21 protein-coding genes are annotated in these 24341 nt (G+C 27.9%); 10 read left to right on the top strand and 11 right to left on the bottom strand.

Annotation, left to right across the window (positions count from 1 at the left end; all coding sequences use genetic code 11):
• Window positions 1-3: 3 nt before the first annotated feature.
• From ACBT_RS05155 to ACBT_RS05145, 3 genes are all read left to right on the top strand, one after another.
• Window positions 4-1665, top strand: a complete 1662-nt coding sequence (locus ACBT_RS05155; RefSeq protein WP_024775166.1) for a dihydrolipoyllysine-residue acetyltransferase — start codon at window positions 4-6, stop codon at window positions 1663-1665.
• A gap of 10 nt (window positions 1666-1675) precedes the next feature.
• Complete coding sequence (lpdA, locus tag ACBT_RS05150; RefSeq protein WP_024775167.1) at window positions 1676-3109, top strand: dihydrolipoyl dehydrogenase; 1434 nt, start codon at window positions 1676-1678, stop codon at window positions 3107-3109.
• 99 nt (window positions 3110-3208) lie between these two features.
• Entirely contained in the window at window positions 3209-4963 is a 1755-nt protein-coding gene (locus ACBT_RS05145) for a YgiQ family radical SAM protein (protein WP_024775168.1), read from the top strand.
• A 28-nt stretch (window positions 4964-4991) separates the two neighbouring features.
• Here ACBT_RS05145 and ACBT_RS05140 read toward each other — a convergent pair whose 3' ends face one another.
• The 3 genes from ACBT_RS05140 to ACBT_RS05130 all read right to left on the bottom strand — a co-directional run bounded on the left by ACBT_RS05140 (window position 4992) and on the right by ACBT_RS05130 (window position 9436).
• Entirely contained in the window at window positions 4992-5840 is an 849-nt protein-coding gene (locus ACBT_RS05140) for an aldose 1-epimerase family protein (RefSeq protein ID WP_024775169.1), read from the bottom strand.
• A 10-nt stretch (window positions 5841-5850) separates the two neighbouring features.
• Window positions 5851-7935 carry a heavy metal translocating P-type ATPase gene (locus ACBT_RS05135; RefSeq protein ID WP_024775170.1) on the bottom strand — a complete coding sequence of 695 codons (2085 nt, stop codon included), beginning with the start codon at window positions 7933-7935 and terminating at the stop codon, window positions 5851-5853.
• Window positions 7936-8059: 124 nt separating this feature from the next.
• The gene (locus ACBT_RS05130) at window positions 8060-9436 is read right to left on the bottom strand and encodes a DEAD/DEAH box helicase (RefSeq protein ID WP_024775171.1); all 1377 of its coding nucleotides are present in this window, start codon (window positions 9434-9436) and stop codon (window positions 8060-8062) included.
• 224 nt (window positions 9437-9660) lie between these two features.
• On the opposite strand from ACBT_RS05130, the gene ACBT_RS05125 reads away from it, so the two are divergent.
• Complete coding sequence (locus ACBT_RS05125) at window positions 9661-10038, top strand: DUF302 domain-containing protein (RefSeq protein ID WP_024775172.1); 378 nt, start codon at window positions 9661-9663, stop codon at window positions 10036-10038.
• A complete protein-coding gene (locus ACBT_RS05120; RefSeq protein ID WP_024775173.1) occupies window positions 10038-10505 on the top strand; it encodes a DUF2721 domain-containing protein in 468 nt (155 codons plus the stop codon). The genes ACBT_RS05125 and ACBT_RS05120 overlap by 1 nt, the downstream gene beginning before the upstream one ends.
• 18 nt (window positions 10506-10523) lie before the next feature.
• Here the strand turns inward: ACBT_RS05120 and ACBT_RS05115 are convergent, their stop codons facing one another.
• Window positions 10524-12746, bottom strand: a complete 2223-nt coding sequence (locus ACBT_RS05115; RefSeq protein WP_024775174.1) for a methyl-accepting chemotaxis protein — start codon at window positions 12744-12746, stop codon at window positions 10524-10526.
• Window positions 12747-12867: 121 nt separating this feature from the next.
• Here ACBT_RS05115 and ACBT_RS05110 point away from each other — a divergent pair, with 121 nt between their 5' ends.
• Window positions 12868-13698, top strand: a complete 831-nt coding sequence (locus ACBT_RS05110) for a ribonuclease HI (protein ID WP_024775175.1) — start codon at window positions 12868-12870, stop codon at window positions 13696-13698.
• 55 nt (window positions 13699-13753) lie between these two features.
• On the top strand, window positions 13754-14725 hold the full coding sequence (locus ACBT_RS05105) for an aldolase catalytic domain-containing protein (RefSeq protein ID WP_024775176.1): 972 nt from the start codon (window positions 13754-13756) through the stop codon (window positions 14723-14725).
• Between the two features lie 48 nt (window positions 14726-14773).
• Here ACBT_RS05105 and ACBT_RS05100 read toward each other — a convergent pair whose 3' ends face one another.
• Both ACBT_RS05100 and ACBT_RS05095 read right to left on the bottom strand, forming a co-directional pair.
• Complete coding sequence (locus tag ACBT_RS05100) at window positions 14774-15082, bottom strand: monooxygenase (RefSeq protein ID WP_024775177.1); 309 nt, start codon at window positions 15080-15082, stop codon at window positions 14774-14776.
• Between the two features lie 68 nt (window positions 15083-15150).
• A complete protein-coding gene (locus ACBT_RS05095; RefSeq protein WP_024775179.1) occupies window positions 15151-16509 on the bottom strand; it encodes an IS4 family transposase in 1359 nt (452 codons plus the stop codon).
• 223 nt (window positions 16510-16732) lie between these two features.
• Here ACBT_RS05095 and ACBT_RS05090 point away from each other — a divergent pair, with 223 nt between their 5' ends.
• The gene (locus ACBT_RS05090; RefSeq protein ID WP_034218560.1) at window positions 16733-18214 is read left to right on the top strand and encodes an inorganic phosphate transporter; all 1482 of its coding nucleotides are present in this window, start codon (window positions 16733-16735) and stop codon (window positions 18212-18214) included.
• A gap of 39 nt (window positions 18215-18253) precedes the next feature.
• Here the strand turns inward: ACBT_RS05090 and ACBT_RS05085 are convergent, their stop codons facing one another.
• Window positions 18254-19522 (bottom strand): Y-family DNA polymerase, encoded by a 1269-nt coding sequence (locus ACBT_RS05085; RefSeq protein WP_024775181.1) that lies wholly within the window; start codon window positions 19520-19522, stop codon window positions 18254-18256.
• Window positions 19523-19732: 210 nt separating this feature from the next.
• Here ACBT_RS05085 and ACBT_RS05080 point away from each other — a divergent pair, with 210 nt between their 5' ends.
• Together ACBT_RS05080 and ACBT_RS05075 are read left to right on the top strand one after the other, a co-directional pair.
• Window positions 19733-20032, top strand: a complete 300-nt coding sequence (locus tag ACBT_RS05080; RefSeq protein WP_024775182.1) for a c-type cytochrome — start codon at window positions 19733-19735, stop codon at window positions 20030-20032.
• 17 nt (window positions 20033-20049) lie between these two features.
• Entirely contained in the window at window positions 20050-21336 is a 1287-nt protein-coding gene (locus ACBT_RS05075; protein WP_034218561.1) for an NAD(P)/FAD-dependent oxidoreductase, read from the top strand.
• 24 nt (window positions 21337-21360) lie between these two features.
• Here the strand turns inward: ACBT_RS05075 and ACBT_RS05070 are convergent, their stop codons facing one another.
• The 4 genes from ACBT_RS05070 to ACBT_RS05055 all read right to left on the bottom strand — a co-directional run bounded on the left by ACBT_RS05070 (window position 21361) and on the right by ACBT_RS05055 (window position 24333).
• Window positions 21361-22362, bottom strand: a complete 1002-nt coding sequence (locus ACBT_RS05070) for a cysteine desulfurase (protein WP_024775184.1) — start codon at window positions 22360-22362, stop codon at window positions 21361-21363.
• A 2-nt stretch (window positions 22363-22364) separates the two neighbouring features.
• The gene (locus ACBT_RS05065; protein ID WP_024775185.1) at window positions 22365-22565 is read right to left on the bottom strand and encodes a hypothetical protein; all 201 of its coding nucleotides are present in this window, start codon (window positions 22563-22565) and stop codon (window positions 22365-22367) included.
• Window positions 22566-22627: 62 nt separating this feature from the next.
• Entirely contained in the window at window positions 22628-23641 is a 1014-nt protein-coding gene (locus ACBT_RS05060) for an energy-coupling factor ABC transporter ATP-binding protein (RefSeq protein WP_024775186.1), read from the bottom strand.
• On the bottom strand, window positions 23638-24333 hold the full coding sequence (locus ACBT_RS05055; RefSeq protein WP_024775187.1) for an ABC transporter permease: 696 nt from the start codon (window positions 24331-24333) through the stop codon (window positions 23638-23640). The genes ACBT_RS05060 and ACBT_RS05055 overlap by 4 nt, the downstream gene beginning before the upstream one ends.
• Window positions 24334-24341 lie beyond the last annotated feature (8 nt).

Raw genomic sequence — 24341 nt, 5'->3', positions numbered from 1 at the left:
AAAATGGCAAAAGTTTATGATGTTTTTATTCCAGATTTAGGTGCTGATAAAGATGTTGATTTAATTGACATAATGGTAAAAATTGGTGATAGCGTTGAAATTGAAGATGGGCTTATCACTTTAGAAACTGAAAAAGCTTCTATGGATGTTCCAACTCCTTATAAAGGTAAAATTGTTGAAATTTTAGTAAAAGTTGGTGATAAGGTAAACAGTGGAGATTTAATTGCTAAAGTTGAAGCAACTGATGAAGTTGAAGTAAATAGCTCACAAGCAGATGAAGTTGCTGCTACTGCTTCAAAAGTTGAAGAGGTAAAAGAGGAAATTGCTGCTATAACTCCTCCACAATTTGTAAAAGAACAAACTATAAAATCAGTTGTTGAAGAAGTAAGAGTTCCTGATTTAGGGGCTGAAAAAGATGTAGATTTAATTGATGTTATGATTCATATAGGAGATATAATTGTAAAAGATTACAGTATTATCACTCTTGAAACTGAAAAAGCTTCTATGGATGTTCCTGCACCTTTTGGTGGAGAAGTTATTGAAATTTTTGTAGAAAAAGGTCAAAAAATCAATAGTGGAGATTTAATTGCAAAAGTTATTAAAACTGTTGTAATTGAAGATAAAGTTCCAACTCCAACTTTTGCTGCAAGTTCAACTCCTACAACTGTTGAAAAAGAGAGTGGTTCTAAACCAACTTTACAAGAAGTAGCAGCTAGAAGTGCAGATATTGAAGAAGAGAGTAAAGTTTTATCTAAAAAAGCTACAAAAGTTTATGCAAGTCCAAGTGTTAGAAAAGTAGCAAGAGAGTTTGGAGTTGATTTAGGTTTTGTAAAAGGTAGTGGAAATAAAGGAAGAATTTTAGTTGAAGATATTAAAGCTTATGTAAAAGAGCAACTAAATAAACCAGCTTCTGCTTCAAGTATCGGATTTGGATTTAGCCTTCCTGAGTCAAAAGAGATTGATTTCTCACAATTTGGAAAAGTAAATAGAGTTGAATTAAGTAGAGTTCAAAAAATATCTGGACCATTTTTACATAAAAACTATTTATCAGCTCCTCATGTTACACAATTTGATGAAGCTGATATTACTGAACTTGAAGAGTTTAGAAAAGAACAAAATGAAAAAGCAAAAGATTTCAAACTTTCACCTTTAGTATTTATTATTAAAGCTGTTCAAAAAGCTTTAGCTATTCATCCAAAATTCAATTCAAGCTTAAGTTTAGATGGACAAGAATTGATTATGAAAGAGTACTATAACATTGGAGTTGCAGTTGATACTCCAAATGGTCTTTTAGTACCAGTGATTAAAGATGTTGATAAAAAAGGGTTTAAACAAATTGCTCTTGAATTAGCAGAACTATCACAAAAAGCAAGAGATGGAAAACTAACTTCAAATGATATGAGTGGAGGATGCTTTACAATTTCTAGTCTTGGTGGAATTGGTGGTACATATTTTACACCAATTATAAATGCTCCTGAAGTTGCAATTTTAGGAATTTCAAAATCTTCTATTAAACCTGTGTTTAATGGTAAAAAATTCAAACCAAGATTAATGCTTCCATTAAGTCTATCTTATGACCACAAAGTAATAGATGGTGCTGATGGTGCTAGATTTACAACAACTGTATCACAACTTTTAAGTGATATTAGATTGTTAAGTCTATAAGGAGACTAAAATGACTGAAGTTAAAACTCAAGTTTTAGTAATTGGGGCAGGACCTGGTGGTTACTCTGCAGCATTTAGATGTGCTGATTTAGGTCTTGAGACAGTTATAGTTGAACGACACCCTACTTTGGGTGGAGTTTGCTTAAATGTTGGATGTATTCCTTCAAAAGCACTTTTACATGTTGCAAAAGTTATAGAAGAAGCAAAACATATAGAAAAAGCTGGAATATTTTACGAAAGCCCAAAAATAGATATTAAAAAAGTTGCTGAATACAAAAGTGGAGTTGTAAAAAAACTTACTGGTGGATTAGATGCTATGGCAAAGATGAGAAAAGTTCAACATATTCAAGGTGTTGCTAAATTCTTAGATGAACATAGTGTTGAAGTTAGTTTATCAAATAGTGATGAAAAAACAAAAGTAACTTTTGACTACTGCATTATTGCTGCAGGTAGCCAAAGTTCAAAAATGTCATTTATTCCTCATGAAGATCCAAGAATTTGGGATTCAACAAATGCTTTAGAAGTAAAAGAAGTTCCTAAAAAACTTTTAATCCTTGGTGGAGGAATTATTGGTCTTGAGATGGGTACAGTTTACTCAACTTTAGGAAGCCAAGTTGATGTTGCAATTAGAGGTGAACAACTAATGACTGGAACAGATGCTGATTTAATAAAACTTTATACAAAAGCAAATGCAAATAGATTTAATATCATGTATAAAACTCAAACTCAAAGTATCATTCCAAAACCTGATGGTATTTATGTAGAATTCAAAGGTGAAAATGCACCTAAAGAAGGAATTTTATATGATGCTGTTTTAGTTGCTCTTGGAAGAAGTGCAAATGGAAATAAACTTGGTCTTGAAAATACAAATGTTGAAGTAAATGAACAAGGATTAATCAAAGTTGATTCTCAACTAAGAACAAAAGTTCCTCATATTTTTGCTATTGGAGACATTATTGGACAACCAATGCTTGCACATAAAGCTGTTCATGAAGGTCATGTAGCTGCTGAAGTAATTGCTGGTCATAAAGTTTACTTTGAGCCAAAACAAATTCCTTCTATTGCATATACATTCCCTGAAATTGCTTGGGCTGGAATGACTGAAATTGAAGCTAAAAAAGCTGGAATAAACTATGAAGTTTCTACTTTCCCATGGAGCGCAAGTGGAAGAGCACTAGCTAGCGATGTTTCAAATACAGGTATGACAAAATTAATCTTCAACAAAGATACTCATCAATTAATTGGTGGAGCAATTGTTGGAGAAAATGCTGGAGAGCTTTTAGGTGAAATTTCACTAGCTCTTGAAATGGATTGTGATGCTGAAGATATAGCTCTTACAATTCATGCTCACCCAACGCTACACGAATCTATTGGTATGGCTGCTGAGATTTTCGAAGGAACAATCACAGATTTACCAAACGCAAAAGCTGTAAAGAGAAAGTAATTTCTCTTTACACAAAACTTTTCAAACTATAAATTAAATCACTTCATAAAATCTATTTGGGCATAATACTAATAATATATTATTAAAAAAAGAAGATTAATGGATAAATTAAATAAATTTTTACCAACAACTAAAGAAGAGATGAAACAACGAGGTTGGGATGAGCTTGATGTTGTTTTAATAACAGGTGATGCATATATAGATTCGCCTTTTATGGGAATTGCTGTTGTTGGAAGAATATTAGAAGATATTGGACTAAGAGTTGGAATAATAGGACAACCTGATGTTAATAGTGATATTGATGTTAAAAGATTAGGTGAACCAAAACTTTTTTGGGGAGTTAGTGGTGGAAGTATTGACTCAATGGTTTCAAACTATACAGCTACAAAAAAGTTTAGAAATGATGATGATTATACTCCTGGTGGAAAAAATAACAAACGACCTGATAGAGCAACTTTAGTTTATACAAATTTAATAAGAAGATATTTTAAAAATACTGTTCCAATTGTTTTAGGTGGGATAGAAGCAAGTCTTAGACGACTTACACATTATGATTATTGGTCAAACAGTTTAAGAAAACCAATTTTATTTGATTCAAAAGCTGATTATATGGTTTATGGAATGGGTGAACAAGCAATAATAGATTTGGGGCTTTATTTAAAAGAAGGTAAAGACGTGAAAACTATTGCAGGGCTTTGCTATATTTCAAAAGAACCAGTAAAAGAGTATATTCAAATTCCATCTCATAAAGAGTGTTTAGAAAATAAAGAGAAATATATTGACCTTTTTAGAACATTTTATGACAATAATGACCCAATGTATTCAAAAGGTCTCTGTCAAGAAGTAGATGGAAGATACCTAATCCAAAACCCACCAAGCCGTTATTTAGAAGAAAATGAGATGGACAAAATAGCCTCTTTCCCATATCAAAGGGATTTACATCCATATCATGCAAAAGAAGGAAAAGTAAAAGCTTTAGAGACTATAAAATTCTCAATTATGACACATCATGGTTGTTGGGGAGAGTGTAATTACTGTGCGATTGCAGCCCATCAAGGAAGAACTATAAGAACAAGAAGTGAACAAAATATTTTAGGTGAAGCAAAACATTTCACAACTATGAAAGATTTTAAAGGAATTATCTCTGATGTGGGTGGACCAACTGCAAATATGTATGGTTATGAATGTAAAAAAAAGATAAATTTAGGAACTTGCATAGATAATAAAAGATGTGTTGATGCGCATAGACTTTGTCGTACAATGAAAGTAAATCATAGTAGAAACATAAATCTTTTAAGAGATATAAGAGCAGTTCCTGGTGTTAAAAAAGCATTTATAGCTTCTGGAATTAGATATGACTTTATAGCTGCTGATAAAAATCATGGAAAAGAGTATTTAAAAGAGATAATTGACCATCATATTTCAGGTCAAATGAAAATAGCTCCTGAACATACAAGTGATGAAGTACTTCACCATATGGGAAAACCAGGAAAACAATCACTTATTGAGTTTAAAAGAATGTTTGATGAACTCAATAGAGAAACTGGTAAAAAACAATTTTTAACATATTATCTAATAGCTGCTCATCCAGGATGTAAAGAAAGCCACATGCATGAGTTAAAGCAATTTACAACTCATGAATTAAAGATAAATCCTGAACAAGCTCAAGTATTTACTCCAACTCCAGGAACTTACTCAGCTGTTATGTATTACACAGAACTTGATCCATTTACAAAAGAAAAAATCTTTGTTGAAAAAGATACATTAAGAAAAGAGAAACAAAAAGAGATAGTTGTTACAAAAAAAAGTTTTTCTAAACCAAAAAATAGTTCTGGTTCAGGAATGCAAGGTTAAAGAATAAAGAGATTTTTTTCTTTATTCTTTAAATTTCAATACTATAAAAACAAGAAAAAATTTCATCTTTTTGCAAGATTTGAATTCCTTTTTTCTCTTCTATATTTTGATTCGAATTTTCTTCATCTGCAACTCCAAACCAAGGTTCAATACATACAAAAGGTGCAAGATTTGGTTTTGACCAAATTCCTAAATAAGGAAATCTTTCAAATTCAACTTTTAAAATTTTATTATTATTTTTATCTCTTAGATTAATAGATTTTATACTCAAATCATTAAAAATCAAAGCATCATTTTTAAATATATTTTCATCTAAAAAAAGTTTATTTTCTATAAAAGACAACTCTTCATCTTTATAAACTAACCCTTTTTCATTTAAAAAATATCTCTTGGCTTTTTCTACATTTTCAAATTCTAAAAAATCACCATCTAAAATATTAAAAGCTGGATGGGCACCTATTGAAAAATAGATACTATCTTCACTTCTATTTTTTATTTTATAAGAAATTATTAGTTTTGTTTTGTCTAATTTATATGAGATATTCAACTCAAATAAAAAAGGATAAATTTTAAAAGTTCTTTCATCACTTTTTAAAACAAACTCTATAAAATCTTCCTCTTTTTTAACTAATTCAAACTCTTTATCTCTTGAGAAACCATGTTGAGACAAATTATATTTTTTATCTTTATAAAAATATATATCATCTTTTAATCTTCCAACAATAGGAAAAAGAACAGGTGAGTGCCTTGCCCAGTATTTTGAATCTGCTTGCCATATATACTCAAAATTATTTGTAATTTTTTGAAGGCTATTTAGTTCTGCTCCAAAAGATCTAATTTTTGCTTTTATAAAACTATTTTTTATTTCATAATTCAAAATATTTCTCCTATTTATTTATATCTTTTAGTATTCTCATTGAATTAAATATTGCTATTAGTGCAACTCCCATATCTGCAAAAATTGCTTCTTTCATTCCTATAAGCGCACTTGCTCCTAAAAATAAAAAGCCAATTTTTATAGCCATAATAAATACAATGTTTTGATATACAATAGCTTTAGTTTTTTTAGCTATTTTTATAGCATCACTTATTGCATTTAAATTGTCATTTAAAACTATAACATCAGCAGATTTAATAGCTAAATCACTTCCAACTCCACCCATAGCAAAACCAATATCTGATGCAGCTAATGTTGGAGCATCATTTATTCCATCCCCCACAAAAGCTGTTGTTTTTCCACTCTCTTTTTTTATTTCTTCATAAATTTTCAATTTATCTTGAGGGAGAAGCTCATATTTTATATTCTCTATTCCTATAGCTTTTGATACTTCAATTGCTTGCTCTTTTTTATCACCTGTCAACATATAAGTTTTAAAGATATTCAATTTTTTTAATTCTTTAATAAACTCTTTTGCTTCAGGTTTTATAATATCACTTACTACAATATACCCAACAAGTTTTGAATCAATTGATACATAAACAACATTTAACTTCTCTTCTAAATCTTCTGAAATCTTTATATCGAATTTTTCAAGAAGTTTTTTATTTCCTATTAAAATCTCCTTTTCATTTACAATAGCTTTTATACCCAAACCACTAAACTCTTTACTTGAATTTAACTCTTTTAAATTTAATTCTTTATCATAAGATTTTACAATTGCTTTTGCTATTGGATGAGTTGAAAAACTCTCAACTATTGCAGCATATCTTAAAAGTTCATCTTTATTTATATCAAAAGCTTCTACTTTTATAACTTCAAAAACACCTTTAGTTAAAGTTCCTGTTTTATCAAAAACAATATTTTCAATTTCTGTTAGTTTTTCTATATAATTTGCACCTTTTACTAAAATACCTTTTTTTGAAACAGCACCAATTGCGCTAAAAAAAGATAGTGGAATAGATACAACCAAAGCACAAGGACAAGAAATAACTAAAAATACCAAAGCTCTTTCAATCCAATCAGAATATAAAGCACCTTCTATAAAAAATGGTGGTAAAAATGCTAAAAATAGAGCCATAACAACAACAATAGGAGTATAAACAGCTGCAAATTTTGTTATAAACTTCTCAGCATTTGCTTTTTTTGAACTTGCATTTTCTATAAGTTCTATAACTTTTGCAATAGTTGAATCTTTATAAAGAGAGTTAACTTTTAAATAAACAGCGTTTGAAACATTTATAAATCCACTTAAAACAGATTCATTCTCATTTATAGTTTTTGGTCTAAATTCCCCTGTTATTGCACTTGTATCAAATAGGCATGAATTATTTAATAATATAGCATCTACTGGAACTTTTTCACCTACTTTTACTAAGATAATATCTCCAATTCTTAGCTCTTCAGGAGTTCTTTGAACTACAATATCACCCTCTTTTACAAAAGCATACTCTGGTTTGATATCAATTAGTGCATTTATATTATCTCTAGAATTTGAAACAGCAACCCTTTGAAACATTTCACCTACTTGATAAAATATCATAACCGATATACCTTCAACAAAATCAGCCAAACCAAAAGCACCCAAAGTTGCTATTGACATTAAAAAGTATTCATCAAATACTTTTCCATTTATTATGTTATTAAATGCTTTGTATAAAACATCCCAACCTACAATTATATAAGCCACAATATAAACTGCAATTTGCATTTGTCTATTTTCTATATAGTTATAAGAGATATAAGTTAAAAAAAGAGATACTAGCGTAATAGCTAAAAGCTTTTTATCTAGAAGTTGCCAAAATGTTTTTTGCTTTTTATTCTCTTCTTTTACTATAAAAACTTCCTTTTCAATTTTTTGAATCTCTTTTTCAATAACATCCAATAAATCATTATTTGTATTTTGTTCAAAAGTAAGAGTTGAAGTAGAAAAATTCAATTTAACATTTGATAATTCTGGCATATCATTTAAAGTTTTTTCTATTTTTAAGGCGCAATTTGCACAATCTAAATTTTGTAATTTTACTTTTTTCATCTATGAAATCTTTCTTTTTTTATATTTTAAGAGAAAAAAGTATATCTATAAGGATATGAATTGATTATTAATTTTAAAAGTAAGTAAGATGATTTTGAAAACATCTTACTTATAGGATTAGAATTTATTTAGTTTTTAAAGTTGAATTCACTCTTCTATTTCTTGAGCCATTAGATGAAGATTCACTTTTTTTTGAAAAATGTCTATTGTTGTTTTCTCTAGATTTTGAGCTTAAAGATGAATTTTCTTGATCTCTTTTTGAATTAGAAGTTTTATCTTGTGATGTAGAAACTTTATTTTTTGTTGCTCTACTTTGACTATTATTTTTATTTTTACTGTTTGAAATAGATTCCGCTTTTATATTTGGATCTACTTTAAATCCATCTATTGCAATTTTATTTATTTTTTGTTTAATTAATTTTTCTATTCCAAATAAATATTCATGTTCATCAACACAAACTAAAGATATAGCTTCACCTTTATTTCCAGCTCTTCCTGTTCGTCCAATTCTATGAACATAATCTTCAGGAACATTTGGTAATTCAAAATTTATTACATGTGGTAATTGATCTATATCTATTCCTCTTGCTGCTATATCAGTTGCAACCAAAACTCTTACTTTTCCTGATTTAAAATCATCTAAAGCTTTTGTTCTTGCACCTTGAGATTTATTTCCATGAATTGCAGCTGAAGTTATTTTATCTTTTATTAAAGCTTCACTTAGCTTATTAGCACCATGCTTTGTTCTTGTAAAAACTAAAACTTGTTTCAAATTATTTTTATTTAAAAGATGAACTAAAAGCTCTTTTTTTCTATTTTTATCAACTAAATGGATAGTTTGTTCAACTTTATGTGAAGTGCTATTTGCTTTTGAAGCCTCTATTAAAACTGGAGAATTTAGTAATCCATCTGCTAATTTTTTAATTTCAGGTGAGAAAGTAGCTGAAAAAAGTAGATTTTGTCTTTTTTTTGGAAGAAGTGCTAATATTTTTTTAATATCATGTATAAATCCCATATCAAGCATTCTATCAGCTTCATCTAAAACCAAAAATTCAACTTTTGATAAATCTAAACTATCTTGAGATACCAAATCAAGCAATCTTCCAGGAGTTGCAGTAATAATATCAATACCTTTTTTTATAATAGCTTTTTGTGGGTTTATTCCAACTCCTCCAAATATAACAGCTGATTTAAAAGAGAGATATTTTCCGTAAGTTTGAACACTTTGTCCAACTTGTGATGCTAATTCTCTTGTTGGAGTTAAAATAAGGGCTTTTACAACTCTTTTTTTATCTTTTGAATAGTTTTTATTTAATAACTGCAATAATGGAAGTGTAAAACCAGCAGTTTTTCCAGTTCCTGTTTGAGCAGCTGCTAAAACATCTTTTTTTGACAATATTACTGGTATAGACTGTATTTGAATAGGAGTTGCTTTTGTATAACCCTCTTCTTTAACTGCACGAAGAATTTCTGTGCATAATCCTAAATTTAAAAATGACATAAGTACCTTTTGTTTTATAAACCCACAAAAGTTATTAGCTTAAGTTACGATCTAGGTTGAATAATTTGAGTTTAAATGAGTTGTAGAAATACTACAAAAACGAAGTCATGCATAGACCGAAGTATGCTAAAATTAAAAGATTATATCATAATTTTAAAATCATTTACTATTTTCATAAAATTAATTTGCTAAAATCAGTAAAAAAAATATATAAAAGGAAAAATATGCAATATATTGAAATTTCAGACAAAAGTGTTCAAGAAGTAGTTGAAAAAATTAAAGAGATTGCACCAAATTATAAATTTGGTGTTTTACATGTTCACAATATAAAAGAAACTCTAAAATCTAAAGGTAAAGATTTAAGTGAAGATTGTCAAGTTTTAGATATTTGTAATCCAAATGTTGCTGAAACTTTTTTAAATGAGGATATAACTTTATCTTGTATTATGCCTTGTAAAATAGCAGTTTATACAAAAGATGGAGAAACTAATATTGCTTTAAACTCTGTTGTACAATTAGTAGATGATATAAATCCTGATTTAATTGAACTTGCACAAACAACACAAGAAGATCTTCTAAAAATTATTGACGAAGCAAAATAGTGATAAATATCAACGAAGTAAATTCAATTTCAAGTATGATTCAACTCTCAGTTGCACCAGTTTTTTTACTAGCTGGTGTGGCTGGACTTTTAAATGTTTTTACAAGTAGACTAGTTCGAATAATTGATAAAGTAGATAGACTAGATAAATTTGAAAATGAAAAAAAAGAGCAAGGTAAAATGGATGATGAATTAAGAGAAATGATAAAAGCTAGAAGAAATTTTTTAACTATGAGAATGAACAATACTAATCGTGCAATATTCTTTGGTACAACAACAGGTCTTTTAGTCGCTCTTGTAATTATTACAATTTTTTTAAGTTCATTTTTTCATTTTGAACACACTTTTTTAATAGCAAATCTATTTATCCTAGCAATGGGTTCTTTGGTAGCTTCATTGGTTTTATTTTTAAAAGAGCTTTTTTATACAACAAAGTTTGTAAACAATAAAGAGAGTTATATTCCTTAAAATATAACTCTACTTTTTTTATTTTCCATCAAACTCTTTTGAATTCACTTGAGCAATAATCTCTTTAGATATTTTCAATGTTTGTTGAGCAATATCATTTGCAACTCCTGCATTTTGTGCATTTCTTTGAGTTATTTGATCTAAATTATTTACAGCATCATTTATCTGAACCATTCCTGTTGATTGCTCTTTACTTGCAATTGTTACATTTTGAATTAGATCTATTGTTGTTGAGATATTTTCATTTAAGCTTGAATATCCAACTATCATCTCATTTGCAATTACACTACCCTCTTTTGTTTTATTTGTAGCTAATTCAACTATTCTTTTTATCTCATTTGCTGCTTCTGCACTTCTACTTGCAAGATTTCGAACCTCTTGAGCAACTACTGCAAATCCTTTTCCAGCTTCTCCTGCTGTTGCTGCTTCTACTGCTGCATTTAGTGAAAGAATATTTGTTTGAAATGCAATTTGATCAATAACAGTTATTGCTTCACTTATTGCTAAAGCTTGTTTATTTATATCTTCCATTGAAGCAACTGTTCTATTTGCTAAATCTTGACCAACTTTTATAGCTTCTTTAACTTTCTCTCCATATTGAGCCATTTTAGTAGTAGTTTGAGTATTATTTGTTATATTTGAAGTTATCTCTTCAAGGCTTGCTGCTGTCTCTTCAAGACTTGCTGCTTGTGAATTTGCTGCAGTTGCAATATTTTGCATATTTGAACTTAAAGTCATAGCATTTTGACTTAAAGTTAATCCAATATTTTTATTTTCTACAAGCATTTGAGTTATTACATCTCTTAAAACATTAACATCTTTTTCAAGTTCTTCAATAATTCCCTCTAAATCATTTTCAGCCAATTTTGGTCTAAAATCGAATTTTGAATAAGAAGTTAAAACTCTTAAAATATTTGTAATATTAGTATTTAATGTTCCTAACATTTCATTTATAATATCTTTCAATTCATTTAAAGCAGGATTATTTGAACCTAATTCAATCTTAACATTTAAATGACCTTTATTTATCTCGTTTGCAACTCTAATAGTATCAGCAATTAAAGCTCTATCTTTTTGAATATTTGCCTTAGTATTTTCAATATTTTTATTAATAATTTTTGACATCATTCCCAATTCATCTTTTGAATCAATATTTATTAACTTAATATCTTCCTTTTCAAAATTTATAAATGCAAAAAAGTTTTCAACTCCAGCTCTTACACTAGCAACATCAATCAAAATTGTAAAAGCGATTGTTCTTGCAAGCACCATTGTAATACCAATTCCAAAAATACTTAAAAGTCCGTAAATAATCATATTTTTGTTTGCTTGTGCTAACTCTTCATCTATTTCAAGTACTAAATGATTTGATACAAAATCTTCAACTTTTTTAAGTAAATCAATTTTTGAAGTAACTTCTTTAAACCAAAAATTTGGGTCAACATTGAAATTTTCTTCTAAATTTAGATAAAGTGCTGTTTTTCTCATTTCTTCAACTGATTCAATAGCTTTTCCTACTACAGTTTTATCATAAAAATCTGTTGATTCTTTAGCACTTACTTTAAAAAACTGGTTTATATATACATTTTGCTCAGCAATAACTGTATAGAATTTTGCTTTTAAACCTTCAGTAAATCTATTTTGCGCAAATGTATTTGTTCCTACTGCTCTTTCAATTCCTGATTGCTCTTTTGCTAATAAAATACTCATATAAGATATTAACTCTTTTGATATATTTGCACTATCAGAAATTTTTATAACTGAACCTAGTATATTTAACAAATAAGTATTTACATCTGTATAGTAAGCAATTGCAACTGGAGCTTTTATTGAAAAGCTATTTACATTTTTTCTTACTTCTTCTAATTTTTGTAAGCCCTTTAAACTATTTTCTAAATTACTTATAAAATCATCTCTATAACTGCTTTTATCAAATGTAGATAAAAAATTATTTAAATCTTTTAATCTATCATCAACTAAAACTCGTTGATTTGGTAACTCAACTTTGAATTTTTCACCTTTACTACCAATAAATCCTGCTGTCATACCTCTTTCTTTTTGAGTTTCATGAACTAAAGCACCAATTTTTGTAGATAAAACTACAACATTATCTAAAGATTTAAGATTTTTAGCACTTAAATACGAATCAATTGATAATTTTGCAGCTAGCAAAATAACCACCATAAGTGGAATAAGCATAATTAAAATTAGCTTCTGTTTTATAGAGAGTTTTGACAACATTCTTTTTCCTACATCAAATTTATTTATATATATTATCAAAAAAATTTATTTTTTGGAAAGCTATAAATTTGCAACTTTTTAGTAAAATGCCCTAAAAAAATTAATTATAAGAAAAATTATTATGAAATTAGATGAAAAATTTTTAGAACTTATCCAAGATAACGATACTTTAACGCAAAGTCAATTTGAAATTTTAGAAATTTCAAATGAAAATAAAAAAAATTGGAAAAATATAGCTTTACAAAAAGATGTTACAAAAAATAACAAAAATCTCCTTATGTTATTAAAAGGTATTAATAATTTTGAGATATCCAACAAAATAATACTTAATTATCATATGGTATTGGAATATAATAATATAAATGCAAAAGTTTATACACCAAAAGTTGAAGAAAATAATCAAAAGAACGATAGTTATGTAATTGAAAATTTAGATAAAGAAGAATTTTTACATATTTATTGTGATGGAGCTTGTAGTGGAAATCCTGGACCTGCAGGAAGTGGTATAGCAATATACTCAAATGGAAGTAAACCCATACTAATTTATGGAGCATATATAGAAAATGGTACGAACAATATTGCAGAATTAAATGCTCTAAATCAAGCATTAATAATAGCTTCTCAAAGTGGTTTTACAGAACAAATCCATATTTTTAGTGATTCAAAATATGCAATAGATTGTATTTCTACTTGGGCTTATTCTTGGAAAAAGAATAATTGGAGTAAAAAAGGTGGAGAGATAAAAAATCTTGAATTGATTATTGAAGCTCATAACCTTTATGAAAAACTCAAAAAACAGTTGGTTTTGGAATATGTAAAAGGGCATAGTGGCATAGAAGGAAATGAATTAGCAGATAGAATGGCAGTAAATGCAATAAATGAGAAATCAGTTGATTTTAGTTTTTATAGATATGAGAAAATAGAAGATGTAATTAATATGAAATCATATTAATTTAAAATTTTGTTACAATTGGATAATATTTATTATTAAAATGCTAAGGAAAGATATGCTGGAGAAAAAAGGGACGATTTTGAGCGTAAGAGAAGATTTAAAAGTTTTTGACTGTACTATTAGAGATGGTGGGTTAGTAAACAATTTTTATTTTACTGATGAGTTTGTAAAAGCTCACTATGAAATGTGCGTTGCAAGTGGTGTTGATTATATGGAGATTGGTAAAAATGTATCTCCTACACTTATGAGTGAAGATGAATATGGTCCTTGGAACTTTTGTAAAGAAGAAGATATTAGAAGAATTGTTGGAGAGAACAAAACAAATCTAAAAATTGCTGTTATGAGTGACATTGGAAGAAGTCTTAAAGAAGAACTTAGACCGAAAAGTGAAAGTGTTGTAGATATGATTAGAATTGCAACATATATTCATCAAATTCCAGCAGCTATTGAATTAATAGAAGATGCTCATGCAAAAGGTTATGAGACAACTGTAAACATTATGGCTATTTCAAAATCTTTTGATGATGAACTAGATGAAGTTTTAGCACAACTTGCAAAAACTAATGTTGATGTTATTTATATTGCAGATAGCTTTGGTTCTTTTTATCCAGAACAAATTAGAAAATTAACAGAGAAATATCTAAGTTTCGCAGAGAAATCAGGTAAAAAAGTTGGAATTCATGCACATAACAATCTTCAACTTGCATATGCAAATACTTTAGAAGCGATGATTTATGGAGCAAGTTTCCTAGATGTTACTGTTTCAGGACTTGGAAGAGGAGCTGGAAATTGTCCGTTAGAGCTTCTTTTAGGATTCTTAAAAAATCCTAAATACAATCAAATGCCAGTTTTAGAATTTATAGAAAACTATATAGTTGATTTAGAGAAAAAACTTGACTGGGGATATAGTATTCCATATATGATAACTGGTCAATTAAATGAGCATCCAAGAAGTGCTATGAAAGCAAGAGATGAAGGTGATACAAAATATAGAGAGTTCTTCAAAACTATCTCTTTTATGGAGTAGTTTTATTCTATTTTATTAAAAGGGATAAGGTTTTAGTTGTCCCTTTTTTTATTTTAAGAAATCTGCTTTACAGATTTGACTTAAAGGTAAATTAACATCAAAAATTTTTGCTCTTATATTTTTATATCCAAAACTTTCTAGTCTTTTAGTATGTTTATCTAAATACCTTTTTGCATCATTTTTATTTGAAAATAGATATATTCCACCTGCTATTTTTTCATCTTTATTCTCAGTCCAAATTTTCCATAATAAACCATCTTCATTTGAAATATCATTTGCTAAATCTATAAAAGCATTTGAAAAACCTTCTCCAAATATTCCATCATGAGGAAAATCAACTTGTAATATATAAACCATAAAAACTCCTTTAATTTTTTATTATTTTAAAGTTAATATGCTTCATATTTAGTTATTATATAAATAACTCAACTTTCGCAGATAAAACCTAACTGTTTTTTAGTGTAAACCCTGAGCATTAGGATAATCTGTTCCAAATCTTTATTTCTCTTGACAATTTCTTGGGCTTGAACTAGTTGTTCTAATATTTTTATAAATAGTTCCATCGAAATTGCAAGGGTTTCAAGCTGACACTCTAAATTTCTGAAAAGTTCTCCTAATGTTTGTGGTTCATTATTGATACGATTGATATAGCTTGTAAGGTTATAAGCAAGGAAAGATAGAGTAATCCTAGCAATGAGTGCTTCGTAAATTCTATTTTCTTCTTTACCAAATTGGAAATACTCTCGCAAATCTTTATATCCTTGTTCTATGTTCCATCTTTTTTTATAGGTATTAATAATTTCAATATCTGATAAATTTATATTTGTTGAAACAATTGGAATAAGATTATCTTTTGTTTTTATAAAAACTATTTTAATTCTACCAAGTGTTTTATGTGTAGTTGTAGTTGATACATAGCTGTATTTTATAGAATTGTAGTTACCTAGTTTAGAAGATTTATGACTTTTTACTCGAGTGTACAGTCTTTCAAGCGTATTATATTTTCCTGTAAATTGCCAAATTCTATTTGATTTTGATAATCTTGCAATTACATCAAGACCTTTTTCTTTTATTTCATAAATAAAATTTGGTTTGGCATACCAACTATCAACAAGTAAATAATCTGCATATATTCCAGATTTTAATACTCTATTTACCATTTGAAGAGCTAAATTATTTTTACTATTATTACCTTCAACTCTTCGTTTATAAGCATTACTTTTATGATGAAAATAGTTTTCATTAACATTTACAATTTGATTTTTGTTGTAGTTAATAGAAAAATCTAACATCATATCAGTATGGGAATCACTATAATTTAGTGATACAATATTCAAACCTTTTACAGTTCTATGTTCCTTATTATTCCAAAGATTTCTACAGCTTCCTTCTATAAATTTTCCTCTTTTAATTTCAACTGTGTCATCAATAATTAATACTCTAGTATCAGTAGCCTTTTGAAGTATATGAAGTTTTGAGATTAATTTTACAGAACTTAATAGTAATAGTTTTCTCCAATTATATTTACTGTTTTTCAAAAGTCTATAATATACATCCTTTTTATAGCTATCAGAGCTTTGTTTCATAAATGTAGAGATTCTTTTATTAATGATAAACATATATAAAAAATGTAAAATTATTAAGTATGGTGATTTTCCAATATCTCTTTTTATAAAATTACTCTGTTTTAAAATTGAACTAAAATTTATATCTCTTAAAACAGATAATACTGGATTTTTTAATACGTTGTTCATAGCAGTTTGGATAAAATTATCAAGTCTCATAAAAAAGCCCTTTATATAGTTGATTGTCGTGATGAAATTATATCAAAAAGTGCCTATTTATGGGCTTTATTGTATCTTTTACATATAAGAAATTAATGATTTTTTATGTGCGAAAGTTGAGTAAATAATTTTTAATGAAAAAAAGATTTAAAAGTAAAACTAGAATATAATACTATAAATTTTAGTTAATACTAAATATACTTTGTTAGGTGAGGATACATAAATGTCTGTCTTGTTGGATGCTATAAATAATATTGATAACTTCACAATTGCGCTGTTGCTTTTGTCTCTTGGTATCGCGTTATTTTATGAGATGATTAACGGTTTTCATGATACAGCAAATGCTGTTGCCATGATTATATATACTAATTCTATGAAACCAGGATACTCTGTTATAATGGCTGGAATTATGAACTTTTTAGGTGTAATTCTAGGTGGAATTGGTGTTGCTTACGTTATTGTACACTTGCTACCACTTGATATTATGGTTTCTTCAAATCAAAATGCAACTTTAGTTATGATTTTTTCACTCTTAATCTCTGCTGTTGTTTGGAATTTAGGTACGTGGTATTTTGGGTTACCTGTTTCTAGTTCACATTCACTAATAGGTTCAATAGTAGGGGTTAGTATAGCTTTTGGTATGATGAATGGATTTACTTTCTCTCAAAGTGTAAATTGGAAAGTTGTTTATGGTATTTTAACAGCTTTAGCACTCTCTCCTTTATTTGGTTTTGGATTTGCATTTTTAATTATGAAACTTTCTAGAAAAATTGTTAAAAATCCAAAATTTTTCAAAACTCCTAGTGCGGATGGTAAAAAGAAACCAAATTTTTGGATGAGAACAGGAATCATAGCCACTGGAGCTGGTGTTAGTTTTGCCCATGGTTCAAATGATGGACAAAAAGGTATAGGTCTTATTATGATCATTCTAATTGGAATCTTACCAACATACTACGCTTTAAACATGGAAGCTCACCAATATAAAATCATGCAAACAAGAGATGGTGCTGCAAATTTAGCAAAATTCTATGCTGATAATAACGAAACACTTACAAAACTTTTAGAAGAAAAAAGACTTATTAGTGCACTAAAAATAGAAAATAAAATTGCAGAATGTGATGTTAATCAAGTATATAACACAACTTTAGAAATTTCTAAAAAATTGGATGGTTTAAAAACATATTCTGAACTTTCAAACGAAGATAGATGGAAAATTCATACTGCTGTATTATGTTCTGATAACTTTTTTGGACAAGTTGAAAGAGCTTACAAGCTAATAGATAAAGATAAATCAGATTATATTGGTGACCAAAGAAAACAGATGATTACCTCTACTGAATACGTGCCATTTTGGGTAATAATTGCGGTTGCTTTAATGTTAGGTATTGGAACAATGATAGGTTATAAAAGAGTTGTTCTTACTATTGGTGAAAAAATTGGTTCTAAGCCAATTAATCATATGCAAGGAGCTGTATCACAAGCAATGGCAATGGTAACTATTTTATTAGCAAACTTTGCACACGCTCCAGTTAGTACAACTCACATTGTATCTAGTTCTGTTGCTGGAACTATGGTTGCTGAACCTGATGGTGGAGTACAAAAGAAAACTATTAATACTATTTTAGTAGCATGGATTATCACTTTACCAGTTACAGCTTTTATGGGTGCTGGTATTTATATGGTATTAGACCATCTTATGAGATAATTTCTTTAAATATTTGAAAGATTAATTCTTTCAAATATTTTACTTTCTAATTTCATATGCACTTTTTACAATATCGACACCAAATTTTTCTCTAAGATTTTGTATATTTTTATCTAAAATCTCTTTTTTCAAATCACTCTCATATTCAAAAAGATTAAAAGTATGTTCATTCTTTTTTGCAAAATTAAAAACTGTAATATAAAGCTGTATAACACCGTGATTTCTATGTTTATCTGCCTCTTTAAATAACTTAATCATTGAAGTTTTAAAATCAAATTCATTAAAAATCTTATTTGTATTTTCTTGAGCTTTTGACAAGATATTGTATTCATATCTTAGTTGTATTTGATATGAAAGCGGATTATGATTCTCTTTTTTTACAATAAAACTCAGATATCTACTTAAAATCATAACCCTTCTTTTAAGTTCATCTCTGTTTGAAACTACATCAAAACTTCGCCCTATCCCTAAAGATTTTCGCTCTTTATTTATAGTTAATTTATTATCTCGTATTCCACAAACTCTATTATAAGTATCAACTCCTATCTTTCCCCATGAATACAAAAGTTTTTGATTTTTTCTAATATCTCCCAAAGTTTTAATATTGTAACCTTTTAATTTTTCACAAAAAGATTTTCCAATACCTGTAAAATTTTCTACTAAAATATCTTTTGTAAACTCTTCAATATCATCTTTTTTTAAAAGTCTTACACCATCAGGTTTTGCAAAATTTGTCATAAGTTTTGATAAGTATTTAGTTGGAGCAACTCCAATTGAAGCTGGTAATCTTAACTTATCAAAAATTTTATTTTTTAAATCTTTTGCAAAATTAAAAGCTTCATCCTCCTCTATATAACCAGTTAAATCTCCAAAAAATTCATCTATTGAAAATTGTTCAATTAATGGAATCTCTAGTTCTAGAAGCTCTTTTAATTTATTTGATAAATCATCATAAAGTTCATAATTAGGTACTATCATTTTTAAATGTGGGCAAATTCTTAATGCTTCATTTACACTCATTGCGGTTTTTACACCAAAAGCTCTAGCCTCATATGATGCAGTAGTTATTATTCCTCTAATTTTTCCATTTTCATCAATAAAATAATTTTCATTATTTTTTATATTTGAACTAATTATTTTACTTGAGAAACTTGCTCTATTTATTGAAAGTTTTCTATTTAATTTTTCATTTGAAAAAATGTCATTACTATTTCTTCCTCCAACAGCAACAGCTATATTTAAGAGGTTTTTATCAAGAGTTCTGTGAGCTGATACAAAGTAACAATCTAAATCTATATGAATAAACATGTTGCAATTATATTGAAATAATTTGTAATTTAACAAAAATATTGCAAATTGAAATATTATTATTTCTTAAAATTTTGGCTATAATATGTAACATATAGTTACAATAAAATGAATAAAAAAATATAATCATTCTTGAGTTTATTAATTAAATATCTATTAAGTTTATAATATTTAAAATCTACAGTAGAAATTAATCTAAGGAGAGAATAGATGAAAAAACTTGCATTATCACTATTTTGTTTAGCAAGTATGTCTTTTGCAGTAGAATATGACGCTGTAAGAGGAGAAATGCTTTCACTGTCATGCGCAAATTGCCATGGAACTAATGGAAAATCAACAACTACAATACCAGTAATTGCAGGACTTGATAAAAACTATATGTATCAAAAGCTACTTGATTATAAAGCTGGTAAAAGTGTTGGTGATACACAAATGATGCAAAAGCATACAAAAGGTTTTACTGATGAAGAGCTTGAGCAACTATCTTACTACTTTTCAAAAGTTAAATAAGCTGAAAGGATAAAATTATGTTAAATAGAAGAGATTTCGGAAAAATAGTTTTAGGAGCAACTGCTCTATCTTTTGCTGCTTGTAATGGACTAGGAAATAGCTTAGCTACGATTCCTGCAAATAAAAAAAGAGTTGTTATTGTAGGTGGTGGTTTTGGTGGTGCTGCAGCAGCTAGATACTTAAGAAGATTTGATCCAAATGTGGAAATTGTTTTAGTTGAACAAAATAAAGAGTACTATACTTGTCCATTCTCAAATGCTGTAATTGCAGGAATGGAAAAAATTGATTTTATAAAAAGAGATTTATCTACTTTAGAAAAAAAATACAATATTAAAGTTGTATATGCAAAAGTTAAAAAAGTTGATGGAGCTACAAATAGTGTAATTTTAGATAATGGTTCAGTTATTAGTTATACAAAAGCTATCGTAAGTCCAGGAATTGATTTTAAATTTGAAAAAGGTTACACAGAAGAAAATCAAAAATTAGCTCCTCACGCTGTAAAAGCTGGAGAGCAAACAACAATTTTACAAAAACAACTTGAAAATATGAAAGATGGTGGAACTTTTGTAATGGTTGCTCCTGCTGATCCTTTTAGATGTCCTCCTGGTCCTTATGAAAGAATTTCTCTTGTAGCACATTATTTAAAAACTCATAAACCAAACTCTAAAATTATTGTTTTAGATCAAAAAGATAAATTCTCTAAACAAGTTTTATTCACAAATGGATGGAAAGAACTTTATGGAGATATGATTGAATGGAGAGCTGCTCAATTTGGTGGAAAAGTTTTAGAAGTAAATCCAGCAAAAAGAGTTGTAAAAACTGAAGATGAAGAGATTGTTGCAGATGTTTTAAACTATATTCCAAACCAAAAAGCTGGTCAATTAGCATTTGATTCAGGTCTTGTACAAGGTGATTGGTGTCCAATTCATCCAAAAACATTTGAATCTAAACTTGTAAAAAATGTACATGTAATTGGAGATGCTTCAAGTGCTGCACCAATGCCAAAATCTGCATTTAGTGCAAGTACTCAAGGGAAAGTAGTAGCAATGCAAATAGCAAGAATCTTAGCAAATAAAGAGATAGTAAATCCTCCAAAACTTGCAAATACTTGTTATAGTTTATTAAGTCCAAATTATGGTATTTCTATTGCTGCAGTTTACAATGCTCATGATGATAAAATCGAAAGTGTAAATGGAGCTGGAGGAGTAAGTCCTGAGAATGATCCAGATGGACACATCAGACTTCTTGAAGCAAAATATGCATATGCTTGGTATGAAAGCCAAACAAAAGACGTATTTCAATAAAAGTTAGGAGAAATCTCCTAACTTTTAATTTAAAATTACTATTTGTCTATATCTTTGAAATATTTTATCTACAATTTTTTCTATTAAATCTTCACCATAATCTTCTGAAAAATTTAATGATATTGAATTTCTACTAGTTACTTCATCATATCCCATAGCTTGAATTACTCTTGAAGGCTTAGAAAGTCCTAAGCTACATCCTTCACCGTTTGATAAAAAAATATTATCAAAAACTAAAGTTCGTATAATTTCCCTTGCTTTTATATTTTTAAGCCCAAAATGTAAGGTATAAGGTAAAGTTTTATTATTATCAACAAAAAAATAAATATCATCTTTAAACTTTGTTATTAATTTTTCTTTAAAAATATTTTTAACTTTTATATTAAATCTTCGATTTTTAAGACTCTCAAAACAAGCCTTTATAGCTATTGTATCTATAAATGCTAAACTAGAATTCTCAAAAAGTTCATCATTAAAAAGTAAAACACCACTAAAATGATATCCACAAAGCTTATAATTATCAAAGTATATAGCATCACTAATCTTTGAAAAATCAGCACTTGCATTTGAAATAATTTTTGCATTTGTAAAATTTTTAATTTCTTCTAATGAAGTTATTAAAAAAGTATCCATAACATAAGATGATAAAAATAAAAATTCTATATCTTTATTTTTCAATTGATCAAAATTCACGTTGCCAGCTTTTTTTAACTCAATAAATTCTACATCAAATCCCAAACTTTGATACAATTTAGCACCTTCAATCAAGGCTTCACATTCACCTAAACTTACAGCAATTTTTACTTTTAAATCTTTAGAAAGATTAAGGAATAGTCCTAAGAATCCCTCTTTTGAAAAAGAAAAAGTTTTTATTTGAGAAAAGTTAAATTCATTTTTAAAGTCTTTTTCTAAATTTATAAATTCCGAACTACTACTAATTCCTTTTAAACTATCTAAAGAATAGTTTTCAAAATCTTTCAAATCAAGACAAATTGGATTGTATTGTAAAGCATTTAATTTTATCAAACTTATGCCTGTTTGTTAAAAGGTTTAACCAACTCTTCGAACCACTTAGTAGCATCTTCTATAGAATCAAATCTTTTTGATTTTGCAACTTGATCTTGACCTTCATAAAATCTAACTCTTATTCCATCTTCAACATGATCAATTTTTGCTCTAGTTATCTTTGAAAAGTTTAAATAAACTCTCTCATTTAATTTTATAAACATATCTTACTCCTAAAATGTATTTAATGAATTCTACTTCAAAACTTATTTCAATATTATAAAATCTATAACCATTTAATATTATTTAAATCAAAGCTTACAACTATTTTGTCTCCTGGAAAAAGTTTTTGAGATTCAAATTTTGCTTTCGAAATAGAACAATTAAAAATAACCCCTGAAATAGAAAACTCAACTTGTAAATATTCTTCTTTTTCATCTTGAAAAATTGAAATAATAGAACCTAAAAGCGAATTCTGATTTCCTAATAAAAAAGAATCCTTTGAAATATTTATATCACTTGAATTTATCATCAAAATAGAATCTCTTTTTTTACTTTGACTATTTGGAATAAGTAATCTTTGATTATCCATAAATACTTTTACCAAACAACCATTATCATCTTTTTGCCAAGGAGAAAATAGTAAATTTATATTTTTATTTTCAAATAAATGTCCTTGAAAAAGTGCAATTTTTTTATCACTTATATGATTTAACCAATTATAATCATGGCTTGAAATAAATATAGTTGTATTATATTTTTGTTTTGCGTGCAGTATAGCTTCTTTTATGAGTTGAGCAGAATTTGTATCAACTCCCGATGTTGGTTCATCCAAAATTAAAATTTTAGGCTTTAAAATCAATCTTGCAGCAAGTGCAACTCTTTGCGCTTCACCACCTGATAATTGACTCCATTTTCTTTTTGAAAAACTTGTTTCTAATCCAACCATAGATAAAGCTTCTTCAACTTTTTTATCTATATTTTCTACTTCTCCTCTAATTTTTAAACCATAAGCAATATTATCAAATACAGTTCTTTTTAAAAGATAAGGATTTTGCGGTAATACCACTATATCTTTTTTCATTTGTAAATCAATTTTATTTAAATTTTCAAGAAAAATTTCACCTTCAATTGGCTTACAAATAAAAGCTAATATAGAAAAGAGTGTTGATTTTCCACTACCATTTGGCCCAAAAAACCCAACTATTTGATTCTTTTCTAAAGTTAAATGTTCTACATCTAAAACTTTTTTCCCATCAAAATAATGCTTTATATTTTTTAGTTCATATAAAATATTCATGAAACCCATCTCCTTTTCAAAAAGGCTAAAGAGATATTTACAATAAGTGCAACTGCAAAAAGTACTAATCCTAAAGCAATTCCAGTTACAAATTCACCTTTACCTGTTTCTAAAGATATTGCTGTTGTGATTGTTCTTGTATAATATTTAATATTTCCACCAACCATCATTGAAATACCAATTTCAGTTATTATTCTTCCATAAGCGGTCATTGCAGCTGTCATAAGACCAAACTTGGCTTCTATTAAAGTAGCTTTTAGAATTTCATAAGAATTTGCACCAAGACCTTTTAAAGATAAATACATTCTTTTGTCTACCATCTCAACTTGTGCTGCTGTTAAAGCAATTATTATAGGTAATCCTAAAAAAATCTGTCCTATAATTATTGCTTTTTGAGTAAAAAGTAAATTATATTCTCCAAAAAATCCTGCTTGAGAAAGGCTTGTATAAACTATAAGCCCAATAACAACTGTTGGAAAAGCTAAAAGAGTGTCTACTATAGTTTTGATTACTGTTTTGCCGTAAAAATTATAATATCCTAACAAAAACCCTAAAGGAAGGCCAATAATTAAACTAATAAATATTGACCATGAAGATACTGTTATTGTTGTGATTATTGCTGAATAAACACTTTCATCACCAATAGTCAATAAATTTATAGCCTCTTTAAAACCATCTACTAATAGACTCATCTTCTAGC

Source organism: Aliarcobacter cibarius (assembly GCF_013372265.1).
Taxonomy (GTDB): domain Bacteria; phylum Campylobacterota; class Campylobacteria; order Campylobacterales; family Arcobacteraceae; genus Aliarcobacter; species Aliarcobacter cibarius.
Note: the sequence above shows the minus strand (reverse complement) of the source record. Positions and strands in the feature narration are given on the sequence as shown.